The following is a 24379-nucleotide window of genomic DNA, read 5'->3' as shown; positions in this document are numbered from 1 at the left end:
TCGAGTCCGAGTCTGCCTCAATGCTGCGGTCGTTTTCTGTGCGATTCGCCAAACGGATAACGGCCCCGCGATGCATCCCGATTGATGCGCGAACCCTGTACCTGCTATCGGTTGCGAACCTGTGACGCGAACGTCGGGCGCCAGCGGGGAACAAGAAGGGGCGTGAATGACCGAGCTGAATTTCAAGGGCAAAGAATTTGTCTACAACCACCACTTGGCTGTGCCATTCCGCCCACTTGTACCACATCCTAAGAAGGGCATCGGACCTGTAGCACTCGATGGCAACCTGATCATTCATGGCGACAATCTGCACGCCCTGAAAGCGCTGCTGCCGCTGTATGCCGGCAAAGTGGACTGCATTTTCATCGATCCACCTTACAACACTGGGAACGAAGGTTGGGCCTACAACGACAACGTCAACTCACCGATGATCAAGGAATGGCTCAACTCCAATCCAGTCGGTATCGAGGACGGGCTACGTCATGACAAATGGTGCGCGATGATGTGGCCGCGGCTCAGGCTCCTTTATGAACTACTCTCCGACCACGGAAGTCTGTGGATGACGCTCGATGATAACGAGGTTCATCGCGCGAGATGTTTGCTGGACGAGGTTTTCGGGGCAGACTCTTGCGTAGGACAGATAGCTTGGCAGAAGCGTACTTCTCGCGAGAATCGAGCGACCCTTTCTCCCAGTATCGACCACTTGCTGGTTTACTCAAAGCCGTTGCCGGATACGTGGAAACGGCGTCGGAATTTTTTGTTGCCAACAGAGGACGGCTACTCGAATCCGGACAATGATCCACGAGGCAAGTGGGCTTCCATTCCCTTTTCGGCGCAAGGATTTCGCGAAAACCAGGTGTACTCAATCACCACTCCTACGGGAGTAAAGCATAGGCCTCCCAAAGGCAGATGCTGGGGAGCGACCGAGCCGGAGTTCGAAAAGCTGAAGGCGGATGGTCTCGTCTATTGGCCAAAAGGGGGCAATGGCAAACCGAGAATCAAGCAGTTTCCGGAAACCGCGCAGGGACTCGTTCCTCTGACGTTGTGGCCAAGTAGCGAAGTCGGAGACACTGAAGAATCCAAGAAGGAACTGATGGCCATCTTTTCGGATCGTGATTCCATTGAATTTCATGCACCGAAACCTCCCGCTCTGATTCAGCGAGTTCTGCAAATCGCAACAAAGTCCGACAGCCTTGTACTCGACTCATTCGCCGGGACGGCATCAACCGCGCACGCCGTCCTGAAACAAAATCGGACAGACGGCGGGCATCGTCGATTCATTCTCGTCGAAATGGAAGACTATGCGGACCAGCTCACGGCCGAACGGGTTCGACGTGTGATCAAGGGATACAAGTTCAAGGGTACGCAAAAAACAGAGCTGCTTCGTCAGAACTTAAACTGGAGCGCACTGACGAAGGCGGCCGACCTCGTTCATCGCGTGGAGGGCATCGAAAATCTGGAGGGGCACAGCTATGACCGCATAACGAAGCAGTTAAAGGACGGTGAGTTGATCGTCACCGGCGAAAAGGTAATTGCGGAGCGCGCCGAGGGCCTTGGCGACGCTTTCACCTTTTGCACTCTTGGTCAGCCCGTCGAACTGGAAAAGTTGCTGAGCGGAGAGGCGCTTCCCTCGTACGCCGCGATTGGTGCCGCGCTATTCCACATGGCCACTAATCGTGCACTCGATCCCAAAACCGTACGCCAGAAAGACTTTTATCTAGGCGAGACCGAGAGTCAGCACGTCTGGCTGATTTATAAACTCGATCTCGAATGGCTGAAGAGCCCAGCGGCAGCTCTAACGCTCGACAAGGCAAAAACGTTTGCCGCTCTTGATCTAAAGAAGCGACATTTGGTGTTTGCTCCGGCCCGTTTCGTCAGCCAGAAGATGCTGGCGGAGGAGAACTTGCCGGTCGAATTTGTGCCGCTGCCGTTCGCGCTCTATCGCATCGATCGGGGTCAATGATCATGTTCCGTCAACTCGACTACCAAGAGCGGGTGGTGGCGGCGCTCGACAGCTATCTTGATGTCTTGAAGGAAAAGAAAGCACGCGCCGACCAGATTGCCGAACTAGCCCAGAAGAATGCAGATCTCGGTATCCCTGTGCCGGATTTCGCCAAGGACACATGGGAGGTACTGAAGGCGACCGGCAAACTCCCAATCTCCAGGGCGGACATTCCGTTCTCACCTCGCACCGACGGCTGCGGTCGACCAGTACCCAACATTGTGCTGAAGGTGCCGACGGGCGGCGGCAAAACCTGGCTCGCGATCTCCGCCGTTTCGCGAGTCATGGGACGCTATCTTAACCGCAACACCGGTTTCGTTCTCTGGATCGTGCCAAACGAGGCGATCTACTCCCAGACACTCAAACACCTGACGGATCGGCAGCATCCTTACCGGCAGGCCCTCGATCGGGCTGCCGCCGGACGGGTCCTGATTATGGAGAAAACGGATCGCCTCGACGTGCGAGACGTGGAAACAAACCTCTGCGTCATGCTTCTGATGCTGCAATCAGCGAACCGCGAAACCCAGGACTCCCTGAAGATGTTTCAAGACCGGGGTGATGTGCATGGCTTTTTTCCCCCCGAAGGAGAGCAGCAGGCCCACCGGGCTGCGTTCGATCTTACGCCGAATCTTTCCGGCTACGAAGGCATGTTTCCGATGGTGAAGGACTCATTGGGTAATGCCTTGAGGATCATCCGCCCGATGGTCGTGCTCGACGAAGGCCACCGGGCCGTTTCAGACCTCGCATTCCGCACACTCTACGGCTTCAATCCTTGTTTGGTTTTGGAATTGACTGCAACGCCGCAGGATGTGCAGCCACGTGGCGGAAAAAACCCGCATGAGGGTCGATATGCCAACGTGCTCGTCGAAGTCACCGGGCGGGAGCTTGATCGTGAAGGCATGATCAAGATGCCGCTCAATCTCGACCCGAGACAGGGGACTGACTGGAAGGCGACTCTTAACGCAGCGCTCGCGCGACTTAAGACGCTAGACCGCGAGACGAAGAAGCTTCGTTCCAATACCGGACGGTACATCCGGCCAATCATGTTGATCCAGGTCGAGCGCACAGGTTCTGAGCAGCGCTCCAAGAAACATATCCACGCCTACGACGTCAGGGACTGGCTTTTGACGGCGGGCCTTGATGAAGCAGAGATTGCAGTCAAGACCGCCGAGCAGAACGACCTAAGCCAACCCGAAAATCAGGATTTGCTCTCGCCTACCAATCGGGTTCGCGCGATCATCACAAAACAGGCCCTCCAGGAGGGCTGGGACTGTCCCTTCGCTTACGTGTTGTGCGCGCTGGCCGCTAGTTCAAATCTTAAAGCTATGACGCAGTTGATCGGCCGCATACTTCGCCAGCCGGGTGCACTGAAGAGCGGTATCGCCTCCCTGGATGAATGCCACGTTATCACGCATCATGCGGGCACGGCAGAAGTAGTGGAGGCGATCAAGGACGGACTCGAACAGGATGGACTGGGCGATCTCGTCCGTCAAATCGTTTCGACTGACGGATCGAGCAAAGGACAGACCGCAAGAAAGATAAAGAGACGGCCCGCCTTTGCTTCCACGGACATCTACTTGCCCAAGGTGATGTTTGCGGACGGAGATCAAGTTCGCGATCTCGATTATGAAACCGATGTGCTGTCGGCTATCGATTGGCGCGGCTTTGATCCTCAGCGCATTGCGGACGGTATTCCCGAGAACGCCCAAGCCGCAGAAGGGCAACTTCAACGGATTAGGCTTGCCGATGATGGGAACGAATTGCTGGTCGGAGAAGTGGTTGCGCCAAATCCAGAAATTTTGACGTTCGATCCGTCCCATACCGTGAGGATGATTTCAGACATCGTTCCTAATTCCTTCGTTGGTTGGGAGATTGTCGGTAAGCTCCTCGCGAGCCTGCGTAGCCGAGGCTTCGACGACGACAAGTTGGGAAGGCACGCCAGCTTTATTATTGAAGAGATGCGCAGAGGCCTTGAGATCGCCCGGGACGAACATGCCGAAGCCCTCTTCAAAGCCGCCGTCGCTGCCGGGCGCGTCCAGTTCCGACTCAGGCTAGACGGCCGCAACTGGCGAATGCCTTTCAGCATCGAGACGACAGAGCCGGAAAATGCGCCTCAGCTTCTCAGCAAGACCGGTGGGGCTCTGGAGAAAAGTCTATTCGCGCCCATCTACGCCAACGAACTCAACAGTGAGGAGCGCGATGTTGCCGTATACCTCGACGGCGAAAAGGCGCTCAGCTGGTGGCACCGGAACGTCGCTCGATCTCAATACGGTCTGCAGGGGTGGAGGAAAGCCAAAATCTATCCCGATTTCGTCTTTGCTGTTCAGCACGACGGCCAGGCAAGCCGCGTCACAGTTCTCGAAACCAAGGGAGACCAGCTCGACAATCTGGACACTGAGTACAAGCGGAACGTGCTTGCGTTCCTGTCGCAGCATTTCAAATGGGACGATACGAAACCGGTTGGCGAGCTTGAGCTAGTTAAGAACGGAGGCGAGATAGTGCAGGGCACGCTGATTCTCATGAGCGAATGGAAGTCAAAGCTTCCGACGTATTTGTAATTCGCCCTCGTCGAGACTCCTCCAACAGATCACCGAACGATCGAAATGAAATTCATGCCGCAGCACTTCGTCGTCCTCACTCAGTATGAAGATTACGACCGCGACCGTGGAGCGTACGTTGGTCGCGATATCACCAACTCATCTTGGGCTATAGCCGACAGCAAGTATCACCTGGCGGGCCTGATCGGAGTGTTTGAGCGGGAAGATGCCGTGCGAAATAATTCTAAGGCCCGCTGCGAAATGGATAGCCCCGAGTCAATCCAGCAGCTTTGGTTTGTTCGCGCCCTTTCTAAGCGCGGCGCGGCATCGAAAGCGATCCAGGGGCAGGGTGAACTACTAGAAGTTCGAAGCCTCTCGCGGCAAGAGGTGGCGCAGAACAAAGCCAAAGATCGCGAAGAAAGTGTCCGCAAGTCGCGCGCCGACCTTGTGAGGTACAGGACTCTGCTAGAAGAAACGCACAAGAAATATCCGCACCTCTCTCGCGAACACATACCTGAGCCGGACCCAGACCATCCGCAACGAGAACAGGTATACTTGGATCGATACGCGATTGGCCTTTACCGATGCGGAGCGCTGACCAGCAGGGAGATGGACCTGTTCCGCAAGACTCTTGAAACAGGGTACTCGGATCATCGGCAGAGCAAAAATTTTGTAGAGATCATCAATCAACACGATGAGGGGCGCTGCGCATGACCTCGCCATCCCACGGCCGCAGCCTGGAACTCTACTACATCAACGGACAGCCCGATGGGATGCTGACAGCCGAGATGTTCAACTGGACCGGCCACGTCCTGATGGTTCCCCGCACTCAGTTGTCCCAGGCACTTGCCCGCTCTGAAGCTGGCTACGCCGGCATCTACGTTCTTCTGGGCGAAAAGGAAGGCGAACCCTTAGCCTATGTAGGCGAAGGTGAGGACATCAGTAGTCGCATTAAGTCGCACGATGCTGCCAAAGATTGGTGGAGCATGGCAGTGCTCGTAACCACCGCCGGCAATAAATTGAATAAGGCTCACGTCCGATACTTGGAAGCCCGTCTGATTGAACAGGCTCGGGCTGTCGGCCGGACGCGCCTTGATAACGGAACCAACCCGCTTCGCCCGACTTTAAGCGAGGCCGATGTGGCGAAGATGGAAGCTTTTCTCGAAAACATCTTCATCATCCTGCCGGCGGTGCGGGTGGACCTGTTTATACAACGCACTCGGCCTGCACCCAAAGTGGTGCCCACTGAGAAGGCCCCGTCCGCGGAGTTCGTCCTTGAAACAAAAAAGCATGGCCTGAAGGCAAGAGCTGTACTGGTGGACGGCGAGTTCGTCGTCGAAGCCGGGTCAACGGCACGCCTGGCGTGGGAAGGCGTAGGCTCGGAGATGACGAGCTACGGTCAGCTTCACCAAGAGCTTCGGAACGAGGGCGTGCTTCAGCCGCAAGGGTCCGTGTGTGTGTTCACGAAGAATTACGCCTTCAAGAGCCCCAGCGCCGCAGCCGCGGTGGTTAACGGGCGCCCTGCCAATGGCACCATCGAGTGGAAGACGGTGAACGGCGACACTTACAAAGAATGGGAGGCCCAACAGCTCAACAGGACCGCAGCAACGCTAGGCGCTGCGTAAAAGCACGATAGCTCCGCGCCGACGTGCCACTATCCGCTCAGAACCGCGACAGCAGCTTCGCCGCTCACTTGTTGAAGGTCTTTTGCCGAGCCCGAATCCCGTCCACCCAAGGACGCACCTGTCCGATATCCGCCATGACTTCGTCTGGAGGTGGGGAAGATGCATTTCGGCCGCGAGAAGGGTCATGTGCATTGGTCTGGTCGCAGCACTTCTTGTACCCGGCTTGGAAGCCTTTCACGTCAGACTCTTCCAGGACAGTCACCTTCATCAGGTCCTTTGAGTTAATGTAATCGCGATGTCGTGTGATTACGCCGCAGAACGCCACGTCCTCCAGGGCGCGCTCCCAGGTGCTGCGAAGTCTATTGTAAATCTTGGCGACCGCTTCAGCGTAGCCGGCATCATCGTGCGCATCGTAAAGGACCTTGGCGTCGCGGGCCTCCTTCTCAAGGTTGTCGATGCGTTCGGGCACCTTAGCAGCAATCCAAGGCAACTCTGAGCTGACCACGCCCGCGCCATCGGCTGACTGTATCAGCGACAATGCGCTGTGTGCCACACCGTTCTCCTGGGCGAGGGATTGCAGGTCGTTGAGAAAGATCAGATCATGGGTGAAGACGATGATCTGTCGCACCGCCGCTTCTTCAACCAATCGTTCTGCCACCTTGTGCCGCCAACGGTGGTCGAGGGACGATACAGGATCATCGAATACCAGAGTTGAGCGGTGCGCGCTGGTCGCCAGCTCGGTCAGGAAAGCCGCCAGCGCGACACAGGTTTGCTCCCCTTCGCTCAGCACTTCGCCAATCTTCGCCTTGTCGTTGGCGAAGAGTCGGATTTGATAATGAGGTGAACCGTATTTGCCTCCGGATCGGACGATATCGACGCGAACCCGACTGGCCGCGAGCTTCTGAATCTCTTCCTGAAATCGGTCCCTTACGCGCGGGGTAATCACCTCGTCCGCGATGCCGTTACCCAGGCCTGTGATTGCATTTGTCGCCGTCTCCGATATGCAATTCTTCAGCAGGGCGAGTGAGCCGAGCCGTGCCACCTCCTTCCGTGCCTTAGGCAACAGCTCGACCAAACCCGCTCGGTCGCGCAACTCATCACGCTCCTGTTCGAGGCGCTTGCGGCCTTCCAAACTGGCCGCCTCGGCCAATTCGTTCGCATAGGCCATTGTATCGCTCGCCAGCTGCCGGATCGTGGCTTCAGGGCTAGGTGGCAGCTCCGGCATCAGCACTTCACCGCCGGCCTTAGCTGAAGCCAGCGCAATGGCCCGCCGGAGGCGTGCCGCCGCCAGGCAACGCAGGATCGAGCGGGCAAGTTCAGGTTTTTTGAACACGAGTTGCTGGCGCACGCTGAAAGCAGATATCTTCACCGGCTTCGTCAGCAGCTTCTGATAACATTCGGAGAAAGCCGCTTCTGCTTCTTTGGCCTGTCGCTCGGTGTCGGCCTTCACGAACGCCTCGAATGCGCTCATGCGCTCGCCGGCATCCTTTTGCAGTGCCTGGTGGCAAAGAACACAAAGGGCGTCTGCACCTGTATGTGGGAAGGTCTTATCCGGATAGGCAACTTCCGACGAGTAGCGCCGAGCTGCGTCCCAAAGAGAGCGCCAGGTTGCTTCGCCAACGCCCCGCATGGCGGCGCCACCGAAAGCAGTTTCTGCCGCTAAGTCTGCTGCTGCTCGCTTGTTCCGTGCTTCGTCACCTAATGCCAGCAGATGCGAGAGCGGCGTGTCAGCTGTGGTCGCCAGCACAGTCGCCAAATCATTGGCGAGATGTGTAAGCGAACCAACAAAAACCCGCTGCTCTTCCGATGCGATCAAAGGATCCCGCGTTAGGTCCGCGTTGAGCCGCTGGAGCTTGACTTCTTCCTCCGGCGTAAGCGTGGCTAGGGCCTCCAACGGCGCAAAATCGGTCGTAGCGGAGAGCGCGCCGAGGACTTTGCCCACGGCCGAGTCAGCGCTGAAGGCCGGCCGGGTGAAGGCGCCGTCTTGCGCGCCTTCTAATGCCGTTTGCTCGATGATGAGCGCTTCTTTAACAGCGACCGTAAGCGCAGCAAGGTCGTCCGGTATGTCGAGACCAAACGGACGGAAGGCAACTTCGTTTTTCGCCCGCACATGAACTTGTCCACTATCGCGGTCGAACACACTAACAGCAGCGAGGATCGGATGCGGTGTGCCGTCATCGGTCCACGCGATCGGGTCCGCTGGCGTCCCACCAGCCATATAAGCAATCGTCGCGGACGGATGCCTCGGCGCCATAGGATCGAAGGCATTGGGCAGAATTTCCCCGGGGAAGCGCGCTCGGCAGACGCGCTTTAGGACGCGGGAATAGCCCGACTTGCCGACACCGTTGTCACCATAGACGACAGTGATGCCTTGCGGAGCGAACGGAAGTTCCTGGCCGGCCGCGAGACGATTCACGCCCTCCACATCTCTGATCGAAGTGAGCACGATATCAGAGCCTGCAGCCGCTGCGGTGGCGGGGATATGCGCAGCGGATAGTGGTATCGCGGTCAGGGTGATGTCCGCGGCGCCGCACCCCTTCTTGCAGAGCTGGACCATTTCTGCGACGCCGGCCGCATCGAGCGCGCCTCCGACAATGATGCGGCGAAGCGCGTCCTGTTGCCAGGCCGACCTTGTGGCCGACCAACCGAGGATCATGTCAGCAACTGATTTCCGCTGCGCAGTCGACATAAGGCCTTCCTCCGGATCATCCAATCGCGCTGCTTCCGCGAAGTCGGCACCGGCCGCTAGATAGCGCAACGACTCCTAGTAGAGTATGTATTGCGCAACACGTAGGCGGATCCGGCCGGACTCCCCAGAAAATCGCCTTTTGCAAATTCGAGAATGGAGGCCCTCTCCCCGACTGGGGGCCATACCGAAGAAAAAAGAAAGGGTGCCCCTTGTCAGCGAGCAAGCGCTTCAGGGTGGGGATATGGGTGGGGATACATTTGGCAACTGATAGTATTATGCAATAGAAACAATGAGATAGCTGGCTATACTGGCGGAGAGAGTGGGATTCGAACCCACGGTACGGTTTCCCGCACACACGCTTTCCAAGCGTGCGCCTTAAGCCACTCGGCCATCTCTCCGGAGCGCCCTCTCTTGAAGGGGCGCCGATGATTTTGCAAGGGATCGCGGGGAAATCGGGTGAAATTTCCGTAAGCCGTTGCATTCTATAGGCAATATGGGACGCCATCGCAACGCTTGGAACCGCCCGCCGGCTGAACCGGCGGCGGGTTTGGCGCGACGATTCACTCAAGGCCGTCAAACCAGACCGGGGGCAGCATGACTATCCGCAACATCATCGCCGCGCTGGGCCTGATTACGGCCCTTGCCGCCGCCTTCGCCGCACCGGCCGCCGCCCAGGTCTGCACCCGGCAAGGAGGCGACGTCAGTTGCGACGATGGACGGCGCGGGATGCTTTCGGGCGATGCCATCCTCTGGCCGGACGGCACGCGCTCGAGCTCGACACCGCATCAAAGCGTGATCATCGGCAACAAGAGCTCGGTGCATGTCGGGCCCGGCGTGTTCGTCGGCCAGGGCAAGGGCATGGTGCCGCTGGACGATCCGAACGCGCCGAACAAGCGGCAGTGCGCGATTTTGGAAGGCGTGTCGTATTGCTATTGAGGCCGCGGGCCCTCACCCGACCTCTCCGCCCAAGAACGGGGCACGGGAGAAGAACTAGATCAACCGCACGCCCGAGATCGCCGACTTCAGCCAGCGCAACGCCTGCGGCGGCTGTGCTGCGAGCGGCGCTACTGCAGCCTTCTCCGTCCGGCACTTCTCCAGCTCAGCGACGAAATCCGCCGACCATTGCTGGATGGTGTGGCCGCGCAGCTTCTTCATCATCGCATCCCAGCGCATCTTGCGCTCTGTGAGCGGCATCGCGGCCGCGACCGCGATCGCGCGCGCCATGCCGTCGATGTCGTGCGGATTGACCAGCAGGGCGGCGTCGAGCTCGTTGGCCGCGCCGGCGAATTTCGACAGCACCAGCACGCCGGGATCGGCGGGATTTTGCGCCGCGACGTATTCCTTGGCGACGAGGTTCATGCCGTCATGCAGCGGCGTCACCACGCCGATCTGCGCGGTGCGGTAGAGACCCGCGAGCACGGCCTGGCTAAAGCCCTTGTTGAGATAGCGGATCGGTGTCCAGTCGGCCTCGCCGTGGCGGCCGTTGACGTCGGACACGAGACGCGCGACCTCGTTCTGGAGGTTGCCATAGGCCTCGATGGCACCGCGCGAGGGATTTGCGATCTGCAACAGCGAGATGCTGCGCGAGAACTGCGGGTGCTCGGTCCAGAGCCGGTCGAACGCGCTGATGCGGTTGACGAGGCCCTTGGAATAGTCGAGCCGGTCAACGCCGATCGCGAGCCGCTCGCCGTTGAGGCTGCGGCGCAGCCGCGACACGTCCGGATGCGAAGCCGACTTCGCCGCATATTGCGCGAACTTCTCGGCATCGATGCCGATCGGAAAGACTTCGCAGCGAGTTCGGCCATGCTGCGAGATCGCAACGCCATCCTCCACAACAAGGCCCAGTTCGCCCGCGACATAGCCGAGAAAATTCTGGCAATCGTCATTGGTCTGGAAGCCGAGCAGATCGTAGGCCAGCATCGCCGTGATCAGCTCGCGATGATTGGGCACGCCCTGCATCACCGCGGCGACCGGCCATGGCGTATGGAGGAAGAAGCCGATCGGATCGTCGACGCCCAGATCGCGCAGCTCCGCGCCGAGCGCGAGGAAATGATAGTCCTGCACCCAGAACGCGGTTTGTGCTTTCCGAAAGCGCATCAACGCGCGCGCCATGAAGGCGTTGACCTCGCGATAGCTGACATAGTCGTCACGCGAGACGCGGATCAGATCGCTGCGCGAGTGCAGCGCCGGCCACAAGGCTGAGTTGGCAAAGCCTTCGTAATAGCCGCCGTAATGCGCCGCTGGCAGATCCAGCGTCGCGATTGCGCCCGAACCCAGCGCTTCGATCTCGGCGAACGGCTCCTTTTGATGACCGTCACGCACGCGGCCCGAAGAACCCACCCAGATCGCGCCCGAATGTTCCACGACAGGTAACAAGGCCGCCGCGAGACCGCCCGTCATGGGCTCATTGGGTTTGCCGCGCGCGACGCGATTCGAAACGACGACTAAGTTCACAGGTCGTCCCCTCCTGTTTCATTCCACCCATTTAACTGCTGTTCATCAATATGGTTCCTGATCATCGTTTCAACCAATTGAAACCAAATTCAGGCCCTGCGCGTTGGAACCAGTTTTCTTCGCGGAACCCGGCGATTTCACTGAACAAGTCCGTTTCAGGGCTGTATTGCGCGGCACGAAGCCCGCGGGCAAAGGAATTACGAGGGAATTGGAAGTGAGCTACCAGCGATAATGCGGCTCTGAGGTGTCGATGCCTTATTCCAACCTTGTATCGTCGAGCAGGCGCGCAAGGAACGCGCGCACATCGTTCGGCGCATCGAAATGTCCGTTGACACCGATGGCGCGGCGGCCGACCGAGAAAGCGAGCCCGTTCATGTCGGGCATGATCGCAAACACCGTCTCGTCGGTAACGTCATCACCGATGAAGATCGGACGACGTCCCTTGAAAGGCTCGTGCTTCATCAACTCGCGCACGCCAGTCGCCTTGGTGAAACCGGAATGCTTGATCTCGCAAACGAACTTGCCGGGCAGCACCTCGATCGGGGCATTGGGCAGGTCGGCGCGGATCAGCGAAACGGATTCATAGATCGCTTTCTCCGCATGCGGCGCAAGGCGGTAGTGCAGCGCCAGCGAATAACCCTTGTCTTCGAGCAGAATGCCGGGACTGAGCTTGGCAACTGCCGCGAGCCGCCGCTTCAACTCCTTGTCGAGCGGCGGCGCGCTGACAGCATCGGCCTCGCTGTCCAGCGAAAGCCGCATCTCCGCGCCGTGGCCGGCGACGGCGCGAAATACATCGGGCGCGAAAATCAGGTCGATGTCGTTGAGCGAACGGCCGCTGACCATCGCCAGCGCGCCCGACGTGCGCTCCGTCAACCGGTTCAGCGTTTCCGACAGGCCGGGCGGCACCCATACCTCACGCGGCGTCGGCATCAGGTCGAGCAGGGTGCCGTCAATGTCGAGCAGGATCGCTGTTTCACCGAGATGCGGGACGAGGGCATGCGGCACCGGGACTGCGTCCGGAGCATCTTCGGGAATAGTGCGCTCCTGATTCAATGCCATGTCCTTGAATGCCATGTCTACCAGTTCCGATTTCATAGTCTACTCCATGGAAGCAAGCGGCCGCGCGATTTCTTCGAGCGATCTGCGTTCCGCCGAGACGGCATAGCGCCACGCCACGATCGCGGCCGCGATCATCAGGAATGCCCCCAGCAAATAGCCTCCGAATACGCTCGTACGTGATCCGGTGTCGATCAGCACACCGAACAGCGCGGGGCCGATCACGCCGCCGATGCCGGTGCCGACCGCGTAGAACACCGCGATCGCCAGCGCGCGGACCTCCAGGGGAAATGTCTCGCTGACGGTGAGATAGGCGGCGCTCGCGGCGGGCGAGGCAAAGAAGAAGATCACCATCCAGGCGATAGTCTGCCCCTGCGCGCTCAACGCGCCGATCGAGAACAGATAGCCCGACAGCGCCAGCAGCAGGCCCGACGCGCCATAGGTAAACATGATCATGGTGCGGCGGCCGAGCGTATCGAACAGGCGGCCGAGCAGCAACGGACCGAGGAAATTGCCGGCGGCGAAGGGAAGCAGATACCAGCCGACATGATCGGCGCTGATCCCGTAAAAATCGGTCAACACCAGCGCAAAGGTGAAGAAGATGGCGTTGTAGAAGAAGGCCTGCGCGATCATCAGCACGAGGCCGACCATTGCCCGCTGGCGGTAGACCGAGAACAGCGTGTGCACGACCTCACGGATCGGCGTGTGATCACGCATCTTCAGGCGGATCTTGGCGAAGCGTCCGTCGTTCGTATCCTGGCCCCGTCCGATCACGGAGCGCTCGATCTCGTCGACGATGGCGTGGGCCTGGTCGGGACGGCCGTGGATCATCAGCCAGCGCGGACTCTCCGGAATCCACATCCGCATCAAGAGCACGACGAGCCCGATGGTCGCGCCGATGAGATAAGCGAGGCGCCAGCCGAGATCGGGGGCGATCACCGCGGGATCGAGCAGCACGATGGCCGCTACCGCGCCCATGGCGGCGCCGATCCAGAAGCTGCCGTTGATGACGAGATCGGTCCAGCCGCGATAGCGCGCCGGCACCAGTTCCTGGATGGTGGAATTGATCGCGGTGTATTCGCCGCCGATGCCCGCGCCGGTGAGGAAGCGAAACAGCGAATAGCTCGCGACATCCCATGACAGAGCGGTCGCGGCCGTTGCCGAGAGATAGAGCGCGAGCGTGATGAAGAACAGCTTCTTGCGGCCGATGCGGTCGGTCAGCCAGCCGAAACCGAGCGCGCCGAGCACAGCACCCGCAAGATAGGCGGAATTGGCGAAGCCGAGATCAAGATTGGAGAAATGTAGGGTGGGGCTCTGCTTCAGCGCGCCGGAGAGCGAGCCGGCCAGCGTCACCTCGAGGCCATCGAGAATCCAGGTGATGCCGAGCGCGAGCACGACGCGGGTGTGAAAGCCGCTCCACGGCAGCGCGTCAAGTCGTGAGGGAATGCTGGTCTCGATGATGCGATCGGCCGCGGCCGCCGTGGAGACCACAGGTCCATCATTCGGCGCTGGGCTTCGCTGCAATTCCATCGCGTTGTTGCATCTGACCAAGGGACGCGGCCCCGGCACCTGACGTGGACGCGGTCGATCCGATCAAGAGGGTGCGGCATTCGGCCTGCCACCTGCGACAACGTCTGCGGCGAGGCCAGGTTCCCACGACAACAGCAGTTCGCGCGGCTGCTTTCCGATGGAGCCGCAAGGAGTTAGCGCATGGCTCACGTCAGAAAGACGACACATTCTCGCGAAACGGCGGCACGCAAGAGCACCAAACGCGCCTCACCGAAGCGCTGGTCGCAGCGCGTGACGAAGAGAGCGACGCGCTCGACCTCAAACACGGCGTGTTCAAGCTGACCAGCGCGAAGAAGATCGCGACGTCGCTGAAGCGCTCGGCCGAGCACAGCGCGCGCCGCAAGACCGGCGCCTACCGCTCGGCACTGTCGATGCTGACGTTCTACATCAACCGCGCCGGCAAGACCCTGCCGCAGACGGAGCGCACGCGGCTGGAGAGGGCAAGGTGGAGCTGAAGCGGGCATTCGGGAAGGAGTGAGCGCGGAAAGCGCGCCCCTCGCTCTACCATAACGAGGCCCTACGCCGCCCGGATATTCCCCATGAAGCGGTCCAGCTCGGCGCGCAGGCGGGTGCTTTCGGATGACAGCGTCTTGGCCGAGTGCAGCACCTCTTCCGAGGCCGAGCCGGTTTCGGCGGCGCCGCGGTTGACCTGACCGATGTCGGTGGCGGCGGTCTGTGTGCCCTGTGCGACAGTCTGCACGCTGCGCGCAATTTCCTGCGTCGCCGCACCTTGCTGCTCGACTGCGCTCGCAATCGATGTCGATATCGACGAGATTTGGCCTATAGTCGCTCCGATCTCCTTGATCGCCGCAACCGACTCGGCGGTCGCACCCTGCATGCCTGTGATGTGCGAGGAAATCTCGTCGGTGGCCTTTGCGGTCTGGCTCGCGAGCGACTTCACTTCGCTGGCGACCACTGCAAAGCCGCGGCCGGCTTCGCCGGCGCGCGCCGCCTCGATGGTCGCGTTGAGCGCCAGAAGATTGGTCTGCTCGGCGATCGCCGTGATGAGCTTGACGACTTCCCCGATCTGCTGGGCGGCATGCGAGAGCTTGCCGATGCGGTTGTCGGTCTCCTTTGCCTGCACCACGGCGGCCTCGGCGATACGGCTGGAATCGCGGACCTGGCGGCCGATCTCCTCGACCGAGGCCGAGAGCTCTTCGGTCGCGGTCGCGACCGACTGCATGTTGCTGGAGGCCTGTTCGGAGACGTCGGCGACCTGGCTCGACAGGCTCTGCGTGGTCTCGGCGGTGCGGGTTAGCGTCGAGGCCGCCGATTCCAGCTGCACGGCGGAAGCCGAGACGTTGGAGACGATGGCACCGACCGCGCTCTCGAAATCGTCGGCGAATCGAATCAGCTCGGAACGACGGCTTGCGGCCTGCTCCTTGTTCTGGAGTTCGTTGGCGGCGGCATCGCGCTCGGCCTTGGCCACGGCCTGGACCTTGAATTCTTCTACCGCGCTGGCCATTTCGCCGATCTCGTCCCTGCGCCCGAGGCCCGGCAGCACGACGTCGAAATTACCCGAGGCCAGCTCGCGCATCGCCTTGCACATCGCGATCATCGGACGCGAAATGCCATTACCCAGCATCAGGGCGAGCGCAGCGCCGACGGCAAGGCCGCCCAGCGCCATCATCAGCATCAGCCGCTCGGTCTCGCCGATGGTGGCATTGGCGTTCACCTCGATGCGCTGCTGATCCGCCGTCAGCTCCGACCGCAGCTCACCCGAGAGCTTGAGAATGGAAGCGGCCGTCTTGGTCATCTCGCCGTTCAGCTTGACGATGACCTTCACGTTCTCGGTCAACTTTGAAAAGGAGGTGCGGTACTGCTTGAGAAGATTGCTGATCTCGGTGACGCGGTCGGTGATCTTCTGGTCGTTGGCATAGATCGAGACCAGCAAGGTCTCCAAGAACTTGATGCGGGCGGTGACGCCGTCGGCAGTCTTCGGCTCCGGCTTGGCGACGAAGGCGCTGACCGAGGTGGAGACCGCAAGGTATTGCGATGTAATGTCCTTGGCCGTGCCCTGAACCGAGTTCAGGCCCGCCAATGCCGCGGTATCGGCGAGATCGTCGAACTTGAAGCGGATCTTGTTGCCGACGCTGTTGAGCTCATCCGTCGCGATCTTGCCGTTCTCGCGCGTCAACGTGATGATCTCGCCGAACACCTTGGTAAAGCTCTTGAAGTCGGCCTCGAGCCGGCCGACCTGCTCGCGGCGCGCTACGCCCGTGGTGGCCGCCGCCGACTTGGCGATCGCGGCCCTCAAATTCTCTTCGGCTGCTTTGGCTGCGGTCTCATCATCCGCCGCGCCGGTCAGCGTGTAGGCCCGCGCCAGCCCCTGATAAGCGATCAGTTCGCGATCGACCGTCCGCGCAAGGTCCGCTTCGCCGACGCTGGAGCGGTAGGAGGCCACGGCCGCCTGGATTCGCTCGAAGCCGAAATACGCGAAAGCCATGCTGACGGCCAGGATGGCGAGCACCGCCACGAAGCCGAGGATGATTTTTGCGCGAAAACGCAAGGTGAGCAGCTTCGATGTGGTCGACTTCGACTTGACGGGCATTCCCCCACCCCATTCCATTCGCGGAAAACCAGGCGCAGCCCGAAAGCAGCCCGCTTCCTGACTCGCGAGCACGGTAAAGGGCAAAGGATAAGCGGCGGTAAACTTGTGGCGCCGCAACCGGCGGTTAGGTGACGCGCGGTTGTCCGTCGTCTTGGACAAGCGAAGCGGAGCGCTGATCCAGGACCCATTACCCAGGGAGCGGTTTGGCGGAGACACGGGGTTACCGGCCCGCGCCGCAACTTCTCGTCGGGGTAATGGGTCCTGGCCTTCGCCAGGAGGACGGCGGAGTGAGTGGCGCGCTTCGAGCCTACGCCGCCCGGATATTCCCCATGAAGCGGTCGAGCTCGGCGCGCAGGCGGGTGCTTTCGGATGACAGCGTCTTGGCCGAATGCAGCACCTCTTCCGAGGCCGATCCGGTCTCGGCGGCGCCGCGGTTGACCTGACCGATGTCGGTGGCGGCGGTCTGTGTGCCCTGTGCGACAGTCTGGACACTGCGCGCAATTTCCTGCGTCGCCGCGCCTTGCTGCTCGACTGCGCTCGCAATCGAGGTCGAGATCGATGATATCTGGCCGATGGTGGCGCCGATCTCCTTGATCGCTGCAACTGATTCGGCGGTGGCGCCCTGCATGCCGGCGATGTGCGAAGAGATTTCGTCGGTCGCCTTCGCGGTCTGGCTCGCGAGCGACTTCACTTCGCTGGCCACCACGGCGAAGCCGCGGCCGGCATCTCCGGCGCGTGCCGCCTCAATAGTCGCATTCAGAGCGAGAAGATTGGTCTGCTCGGCGATCGCCGTGATGAGCTTGACGACTTCGCCGATCTGCTGGGCCGCGCGCGACAATTTGCCGATGCGACCATCGGTCTCCTTCGCTTGCACCACGGCGGCTTCGGCGATGCGGCTGGAATCGCGGACTTGGCGGCCGATCTCTTCGACCGAGGCCGAGAGCTCTTCCGTCGCGGTCGCGACCGACTGCATGTTGCTGGAGGCCTGCTCGGAGACGTCGGCGACCTGGCTCGACAGGCTCTGCGTGGTCTCGGCGGTGCGGGTCAGCGTCGACGCCGCCGATTCGAGTTGCACGGCGGAGGCCGAGACGTTGGAGACGATGGCGCCGACCGCGCTCTCGAAATCGTCGGCGAAGCGAATCAGTTCGGAGCGGCGGGCAGCGCTCGCTTCCTTGTTCTGGGCTTCGTTGGCGGCGGCGTCGCGGCCGGCCTTGGCCACGGCCTGGACCTTGAATTCTTCTACCGCGCTGGCCATTTCGCCGATCTCGTCCTTGCGCCCCAGGCCCGGCAGCACGACGTCGAAATTACCCGAGGCAAGTTCGCGCATCGCCTTGCACATCGCGATCATCGGACGCGAGATGCCGGTGCCGAGCAGGAAGGCGAGAAGCGCGCCAAGCAGCGTGCCGCCGACGGCCAGCATTAGCACCAGCTGCTCGGTCTTCCCGATGGTCGCTTCCGATTCGGACTCCAGCCGCTGCTGTTCGGCAACGAGGTCCGCTTTCATGGCGGTGGCGCCCTGAAGGATCGCTCCCGCCGAGCCGCTCATCTCGGTGACGAGATCGTCGACCATTTTGGCGTTGGCGATCAGCTTCTCCAGCGCTTCGCGATAGGCCCCTAACAGCGCCTTGGCGTCCTTCAGGCCGGCGACGATCTTGTCGTCCATGGAATAGACCGCGCCGAGCGAGTTCTCGACGAATTTCAGCCGCGCCAGCGCGCTGGTCGCGATCGCCTGGTCGGACGTCAGCACGAAATTGGTCGCCGCCGCGTTCGCGGTCTGGAATTGGGCATTGACCTGCTTGGTGCCGAACTCGATCGCCTGCGCCTCGGAATCGGAAGCGTTGTTGCCGACGTCGTCGAGCTTGTATTTCAGGAGGTTGGCGTTGCGCGTGAGCTGGTTCTGCACCAGCAGCGCGCTGTCACGCTTGGCCTGGAGGACCTTTGCGAAGGTCGCGGAGAAGTTGGAAAACTCCTTGGCGAGCTTGCCCAGGCTCTCCTGGCGCGCCGGCTTCTTGGCGCTCTTGATGGCCTGGTCGACGGCGCTCTTCAGGCCGGTCTCCGTGTCCAGCGCCGCCTTGGCGTCGTCCTCCTTGCTGGTGACGACGAAATATTTGACGGCCGAGCGATAGGCGAGCAGCTCCCGGTCGATGTTTCGGGCGAGATCGGCCTCGGTGACGCTGCTGCGGTAGGTCCCGACCCCGGACGCGACCCGTTCGAAGCCAAAATAGGAGAAAGCCATGCTGCCGGCGGAGATCACCAGCACGGCGGCAAAGCCCAGAATGATCTTGGCGCGGAACCTGAGGGTCGGCACTATTGTGCGCTTCGAGGACGACGCGATACGCCCGGACATTCCCACCCCCATTTTTGATTCAGCCGCGATCCGGTGGCGCCCCGCCCCCTGATCTGGCTGGGCAAAACTAAGGCACAATCGATAAGGGGCGGTAAATTCGGCGCGTCCGCGGAATTTCCGGCTCCATCGGCCAGGCGGACCGCTTAAGGATATAGAGGCTGGCATCCCGGACCCGCCTTGGCGCCGCGTCCGATCCGGTCGGCTCGCCCCCAAATCAACGTCGGCCATTCCAGATCAATGACTTTTCCATGACGCGGGCGACCAAAATCCTAGTTGCAATGTTCCGGGTCGCTGTCTCTAATTAGAAACAATCAAAATCGATCCCGGGAGGACATCAACCGTGTCTACAGTCAAACTGACGGTGAACGGCAAGGCCGTTGCTGTCGACGTCGAGGACCGCACGCTGCTGGTTCAGCTGCTGCGCGACCACCTCAACCTCACCGGAACCCATGTCGGCTGCGACACGAGCCAGTGCGGCGCCTGCGTCGTCCATATGGACGGCAAGGCGGTCAAATCCTGCACCATGCTGGCGGGCCAAGCAGACGGCGCCAACGTCACCACGATCGAAGGCATCGCCAAGGGCGACGAGCTGCACCCGATGCAGGCCGCCTTCCGCGACAATCACGGCCTGCAGTGCGGCTATTGCACGCCGGGCATGATCATGTCGGCGATCGATATCGTGCACCGCCATAATGCTCAAGGATCTGGCGGCCGGCTCGACGAGGCCACCGTCCGCCACGAGCTCGAAGGCAATATCTGCCGCTGCACCGGCTACCACAACATCGTCAAAGCCGTGCTGGATGCGGCTGGCCGCATGAAGGTCTCGCAGGCGGCCGAGTAAGCGGCCCGCCTCGAAATAAGAAACCTACCGCCGCTGCTTTCGAGGGAAAGCGCGGTCAAGACAAATTCCGGTCGGGAGGACCAGACATGGGTGTTGAAGGCATTGGCGCGCGCGTCGTGCGCAAGGAAGACAAGCGATTCATTACCGGCAAGGGCCGCTACGTCGACGACATCAAATTGCAGGGCATGACCCACGCCCATTTCATCCGCAGCCCGCACGCGCATGCCAAGGTGAAGGGAATCGATTCCTCCGCCGCGCTGAAGATGCCGGGCGTGGTCGCGGTGCTGACGGGACAGGAGATCGTCGACGACAAGGTCGGCAACCTGATCTGCGGCTGGGCCATCACCTCCAAGGACGGCAGCCCGATGAAGATGGGCGCATGGCCGGCGATGGCGCCGGAGACGGTGCGCTTCGTCGGTCAGGCCGTCGCTGTCGTGATCGCCGAGAGCAAAAATCTCGCGCGCGATGCAGCCGAAGCCGTGGTCGTGAACTACGAGGAGCTGCCCGCGGTCGCCGACGTCCACGCCGCGATCAAGTCCGGCGCGCCGCAGCTGCATCCCGAAGCTCCCGGCAACCAGGTCTATGACTGGGTGATCGGCGACGAGGGCGCCGCGGATGCCGCCTTCGCCAAGGCTGCCAACGTGGTGAAGCTCGACGTCACCAACAACCGTCTCGCGCCGAACGCCATGGAGCCGCGCGCGGCGATTGCCGATTACGATTCGGCGGAAGAGCATTTCACGCTCTACACGACGTCGCAGAACCCGCACGTCGCCCGCCTGGTGCTGTCGGCGTTCTACAACATCGCACCCGAGCACAAGCTGCGCGTGATCGCACCCGACGTCGGCGGCGGCTTCGGCTCGAAAATCTTCATCTATCCCGAAGAGATGGTGGCGCTTTGGGCTTCGAAGAAGGTCGGCCGTCCCGTGAAATGGACCGGCGACCGCACCGAAGCCTTCCTCACCGATGCGCATGGCCGCGACCACGTCACCCATGCCGAGATGGCGTTCGACGCCAACAACAAGATCACCGGATTGAAGGTGAAGACCTACGCCAATTTCGGCGCCTATATGTCGCTGTTCTCGTCGTCGGTTCCGACCTATCTCTACGCGACGCTGCTATCGGGCCAGTACAACATTCCGGCGATCCACGCCGAGGTGATCGGGGTCTACACCAACACCACGCCGGTCGATGCCTATCGCGGCGCCGGCCGCCCCGAGGCAAGCTACCTGATCGAACGTCTCATGGAGACGGCGGCGCGGCAGTTGAACGTCGATCCGGCCGCGCTGCGCCGGACCAACTTCATCACCCAGTTCCCGCACCAGACGCCCGTGATCATGGCCTACGACGTCGGCGACTTTAATGCCTCGCTCGATGCCGCGATGAAGGCGATCGACTATGCGGGCTTCCCTGCCCGCAAGGCCAAGGCGAAAGCCGACGGCAAGCTGCGCGGCATCGGCGTGTCCTGCTACATCGAGGCCTGCGGCATCGCGCCGTCCAAGGCTGTCGGCAGCCTGGGCGCCGGCGTCGGCTTGTGGGAATCCGCCGAAGTGCGCGTCAACCCGGTCGGCACTATCGAGATCCTCACGGGCTCGCACAGCCACGGCCAGGGTCACGAGACCACCTTCTGCCAGCTCGTTGCGGAGCGCCTCGGCGTTCCCATCAGCCAGGTCTCGATCGTCCATGGCGACACCGACAAGGTGCAGTTCGGCATGGGCACCTACGGCTCGCGCTCGGCGGCCGTCGGCCTCACCGCGATCCTGAAGGCGATGGAGAAGATGGAGTCCAAAGCCAAGAAGATCGCCGCGCATGCGCTGGAAGCCTCGGAAGGCGACATCGTCATCGAGAACGGCGAGTTCAAGGTGGCCGGCACCGACAAGGCGATCGCCTTCCCGATGGTCGCGCTCGCGGCCTACACCGCGCACAATCTGCCTGACGGGATGGAGCCGGGCCTGAAGGAAAGCGCCTTCTACGACCCGACCAACTTCACCTTCCCCGCGGGCACCTATATCTGCGAGCTCGAAGTCGATCCCGGCACGGGCAAGACCTCCTTCGTCAACTTCGTCGCGGCCGACGATTTCGGTCGGCTGATCAACCCCATGATCGTCGAAGGCCAGGTCCATGGCGGGCTCGTGCAGGGCATCGGACAAGCGTTGCTCGAGCACGCGATCTACGACTCGAACGGGCAGCCGGTCACGGCCTCGTTCATGGACTACGCCATGCCGCGTGCCGACGACGTTCCATCGTTCAATCTCTCCCACACCACGACGCTGTGCCCGGGCAATCCCTTGGGCATCAAGGGTTGCGGTGAGGCCGGCGCGATCGGCGCCTCTGCGGCCGTGATCAACGCGATCACGGATGCGATCGGCAAGAACAATCTGGAAATGCCCGCAACCCCCGACCGGGTGTGGCGCACGATCCACGCGGCTTAAGAGGGAGGAACGAAGATGTACCAGACCGTTTATCATCGCGCGTCCTCGGTTGACGAAGCCGTCAGCCTTTTTGCCAAGGGAAGCGAAGCGAAATTCCTCGCCGGCGGCCAAACGCTGCTGCCGGTCATGAAGCAGCGCCTCGCCAGCCCCTCGGACCTGATTGACCTCGGCAAGATCAAGGAGCTGCAGGGCGTCGAGCTCTCAGGCGACGTGCTGACCATCAAGGCCGGCACGACCTATTTCGACATCATGCAGAATGCCGATGTGAAGAAGGCGATTCCCGCAATCGCCTATCTCACCTCGGTGCTCGGCGACCCCGCCGTGCGCTATCGCGGCACAATCGGCGGCTCGATCGCCAACAACGATCCCGCCGCGGATTATCCGGCTGCGCTGCTCGCGCTCGGCGCCGCCGTGAAGACCAACAAGCGGTCGATCGCGGCGGATGACTTCTTCCAGGGCCTGTTCACGACAGCGCTGGAAGACGGCGAGATCATCACCGCCGTGTCGTTCCCGGTTCCGGCGAAGGCCGGCTACGAAAAAATGCGCCACCCTGCGTCTCGCTTCGCGCTGACCGGCGTGTTCGTCGCGCTGACGAAGTCGGGCGAGATTCGGGTGGCCGCCACCGGCGCCTCGCAAACCGGCGTGATGCGGGTGCCCGCGATTGAGGCGGCGCTGAAGGCGAACTGGTCACCGTCGGCGATCGACAGCGTGAGCATTTCGGCGAGCAATCTGCTGGCCGACATCCACGGCACTGCGGAGTACCGCGCCAATCTCATCAAGGTGATGGCGCAGCGCGCGGTAGCTGCCGCAGGCTGATAGCGCCTCGACGCAAATTTCCCGCGGCGCGCACTTCGGTGCGCGCCGTTTTTATTTTGGCCGTGCGGCATGGAAAACGCTTGCCTCGCTGGCGTGAAGGCGAGAAAAGTTAATCAGCCAATTAACTCGCCCCACAGAGGAAATGTCCGAGGCGATTGCCGAACAACGGCATCCGCCCGCGACCCGAGGAAACAACGACGTGCTCGACAAACCAGCCCCCACCTCCTCCGTTCGCGCCTCCGGCCCGCTCTCGGGTTTCCGCATCGTCGAATTCGCCGGCATCGGACCCGGCCCGTTCGCCTGCATGATGCTGGCCGACATGGGCGCCGACGTCGTCACACTCGATCGGGTCGGCGCCAGGAAGAGCATGAAGTCGGTCGCGGGCCGCGGCCGCAAGGTGATCGAGCTCGACCTCAAGGACAAGGCGGCGATCGCAGAGGTCCTGGACCTGCTTGCGAATGCCGACGCGCTGGTCGAGGGATTTCGTCCCGGCGTGATGGAGCGGCTCGGCCTCGGACCTGACGTGGTACTCGCCCGCAATCCAAAGCTGGTCTACGGCCGCATGACCGGCTGGGGCCAGCACGGCCCGCTCGCCAATGCCGCCGGTCACGACATCAACTACATCTCCATCACCGGCGCGCTCGCCGCGATCGGCACCAAGGAAGCGCCGGTACCGCCGCTCAATCTGGTCGGCGATTTCGGCGGCGGCGCACTATATCTCGTCGTCGGCGTGCTTGCGGCGCTGCTGGAGGCCTCGAAGTCCGGCAAGGGTCAGGTGGTCGACGCCGCGATGTGCGACGGCGCGGCATCGCTGATGTCGTTCTTCTTCGACATGACGGCGATCGGCCGCTGGACCGAAGGCCGCGACCAGAATTTCCTCGACGGCGGCGCGCATTTCTACGGCGTCTACGAATGCGCCTGCGGCCATTTCGTCTCGATCGGCTCGATCGAACCGCAGTTCTACGCGCTGCTGCGCCAGCACGCCGGCCTGACCGATGCCGATTTCGATGCGCAGATGGACCGCAAGGCCTGGCCCGCGCTGAAGGAAAAGCTGAAGACGGTGTTCAAGAGCAAGACGCGCGAGGACTGGTGCAAGATCATGGAAGGCAGCGACATCTGCTTCGCGCCGGTGCTGACCATGTCGGAAGCGACCGAGCATCCGCACATGGTCGCGCGACAGGTGTTCGTCGAACGCCACGGCGTGAAGCAGCCGGCGCCAGCGCCGCGATTTTCGCGCACGCCATCGGCGGTTCGCGAGCCGGAGGGGGCGGAGATCGCCGCGATGACGAAGGCGTGGAAGCGGTAGGACTAGCCCGGCAAAGATCGCGTAGCAACCATTAAGAGCTAGGCTGCTTTTTCGGTCTAGGGCGTGCCGCGTTGTACGACAGTATTGGCATAGATCAGGAGCTTACGGGCGCAGGCGATCAGTGCTGCGTTGTGGGCTTTGCCCTTTGCCATGAGAC

At 61.5% G+C, this 24379-nt stretch carries 15 protein-coding genes, 1 tRNA gene and 1 pseudogene; 10 read left to right on the top strand and 7 right to left on the bottom strand.

Going from position 1 to position 24379, the window contains the following annotated elements:
* The first annotated feature begins 166 nt into the window (after positions 1-166).
* From IVA88_RS01320 to IVA88_RS01305, 4 genes are read left to right on the top strand one after another with little or no spacing between them, the layout of a single operon-like run.
* Entirely contained in the window at positions 167-1963 is a 1797-nt protein-coding gene (locus IVA88_RS01320; RefSeq protein WP_247495504.1) for a site-specific DNA-methyltransferase, read from the top strand.
* Positions 1960-4560, top strand: a complete 2601-nt coding sequence (locus IVA88_RS01315) for a DEAD/DEAH box helicase family protein (protein ID WP_247495503.1) — start codon at positions 1960-1962, stop codon at positions 4558-4560. Before IVA88_RS01320 ends, IVA88_RS01315 begins: the two co-directional genes overlap by 4 nt.
* Before the next feature lie 45 nt (positions 4561-4605).
* Positions 4606-5253 carry a hypothetical protein gene (locus IVA88_RS01310; protein ID WP_247495502.1) on the top strand — a complete coding sequence of 216 codons (648 nt, stop codon included), beginning with the start codon at positions 4606-4608 and terminating at the stop codon, positions 5251-5253.
* A complete protein-coding gene (locus IVA88_RS01305) occupies positions 5250-6164 on the top strand; it encodes a GIY-YIG nuclease family protein (RefSeq protein WP_247495501.1) in 915 nt (304 codons plus the stop codon). The genes IVA88_RS01310 and IVA88_RS01305 overlap by 4 nt, the downstream gene beginning before the upstream one ends.
* A gap of 64 nt (positions 6165-6228) precedes the next feature.
* Here IVA88_RS01305 and IVA88_RS01300 read toward each other — a convergent pair whose 3' ends face one another.
* A complete protein-coding gene (locus IVA88_RS01300) occupies positions 6229-8853 on the bottom strand; it encodes an AAA family ATPase (RefSeq protein WP_247495500.1) in 2625 nt (874 codons plus the stop codon).
* Positions 8854-9161: 308 nt separating this feature from the next.
* Positions 9162-9251: transfer RNA gene (locus IVA88_RS01295), tRNA-Ser, on the bottom strand.
* Between the two features lie 196 nt (positions 9252-9447).
* Between IVA88_RS01295 and IVA88_RS01290 the strand changes: the two genes are divergently transcribed.
* The gene (locus IVA88_RS01290; protein ID WP_247495499.1) at positions 9448-9789 is read left to right on the top strand and encodes a hypothetical protein; all 342 of its coding nucleotides are present in this window, start codon (positions 9448-9450) and stop codon (positions 9787-9789) included.
* A gap of 54 nt (positions 9790-9843) precedes the next feature.
* On the opposite strand, the gene IVA88_RS01285 is transcribed toward IVA88_RS01290, so the two are convergent.
* The 3 genes from IVA88_RS01285 to IVA88_RS01275 all read right to left on the bottom strand — a co-directional run bounded on the left by IVA88_RS01285 (position 9844) and on the right by IVA88_RS01275 (position 13893).
* Positions 9844-11307: a trehalose-6-phosphate synthase gene (locus tag IVA88_RS01285; RefSeq protein ID WP_247495498.1), complete on the bottom strand. Its 1464-nt coding sequence runs from the start codon at positions 11305-11307 to the stop codon at positions 9844-9846.
* Between the two features lie 255 nt (positions 11308-11562).
* Complete coding sequence (otsB, locus tag IVA88_RS01280) at positions 11563-12402, bottom strand: trehalose-phosphatase (protein WP_247495497.1); 840 nt, start codon at positions 12400-12402, stop codon at positions 11563-11565.
* A gap of 3 nt (positions 12403-12405) precedes the next feature.
* Complete coding sequence (locus IVA88_RS01275) at positions 12406-13893, bottom strand: MFS transporter (protein WP_247495496.1); 1488 nt, start codon at positions 13891-13893, stop codon at positions 12406-12408.
* Between the two features lie 180 nt (positions 13894-14073).
* Between IVA88_RS01275 and IVA88_RS01270 the strand changes: the two are divergent.
* Positions 14074-14410, top strand: a pseudogene (locus tag IVA88_RS01270) (DUF3175 domain-containing protein).
* A gap of 39 nt (positions 14411-14449) precedes the next feature.
* On the opposite strand, the gene IVA88_RS01265 reads toward IVA88_RS01270, so the two are convergent.
* Positions 14450-16483 (bottom strand): HAMP domain-containing methyl-accepting chemotaxis protein, encoded by a 2034-nt coding sequence (locus tag IVA88_RS01265; RefSeq protein WP_247495495.1) that lies wholly within the window; start codon positions 16481-16483, stop codon positions 14450-14452.
* Positions 16484-16790: 307 nt separating this feature from the next.
* Positions 16791-18830, bottom strand: a complete 2040-nt coding sequence (locus IVA88_RS01260) for a HAMP domain-containing methyl-accepting chemotaxis protein (protein ID WP_247495494.1) — start codon at positions 18828-18830, stop codon at positions 16791-16793.
* 340 nt (positions 18831-19170) lie between these two features.
* On the opposite strand from IVA88_RS01260, the gene IVA88_RS01255 reads away from it, so the two are divergent.
* The 4 genes from IVA88_RS01255 to IVA88_RS01240 all read left to right on the top strand — a co-directional run bounded on the left by IVA88_RS01255 (position 19171) and on the right by IVA88_RS01240 (position 24222).
* On the top strand, positions 19171-19671 hold the full coding sequence (locus IVA88_RS01255) for a (2Fe-2S)-binding protein (protein ID WP_247495493.1): 501 nt from the start codon (positions 19171-19173) through the stop codon (positions 19669-19671).
* An 86-nt stretch (positions 19672-19757) separates the two neighbouring features.
* Entirely contained in the window at positions 19758-22100 is a 2343-nt protein-coding gene (locus IVA88_RS01250) for a xanthine dehydrogenase family protein molybdopterin-binding subunit (protein ID WP_247495492.1), read from the top strand.
* Positions 22101-22115: 15 nt separating this feature from the next.
* A complete protein-coding gene (locus tag IVA88_RS01245; RefSeq protein WP_247495491.1) occupies positions 22116-22916 on the top strand; it encodes a xanthine dehydrogenase family protein subunit M in 801 nt (266 codons plus the stop codon).
* A gap of 199 nt (positions 22917-23115) precedes the next feature.
* Positions 23116-24222, top strand: coding sequence for a CaiB/BaiF CoA-transferase family protein (locus tag IVA88_RS01240; protein WP_247495490.1), 1107 nt, complete (start codon positions 23116-23118; stop codon positions 24220-24222).
* Positions 24223-24379 lie beyond the last annotated feature (157 nt).

Source organism: Bradyrhizobium sp. 149, from assembly GCF_023073915.1.
Taxonomy (GTDB): Bacteria; Pseudomonadota; Alphaproteobacteria; order Rhizobiales; family Xanthobacteraceae; genus Bradyrhizobium.
Note: the sequence above shows the minus strand (reverse complement) of the source record. Positions and strands in the feature narration are given on the sequence as shown.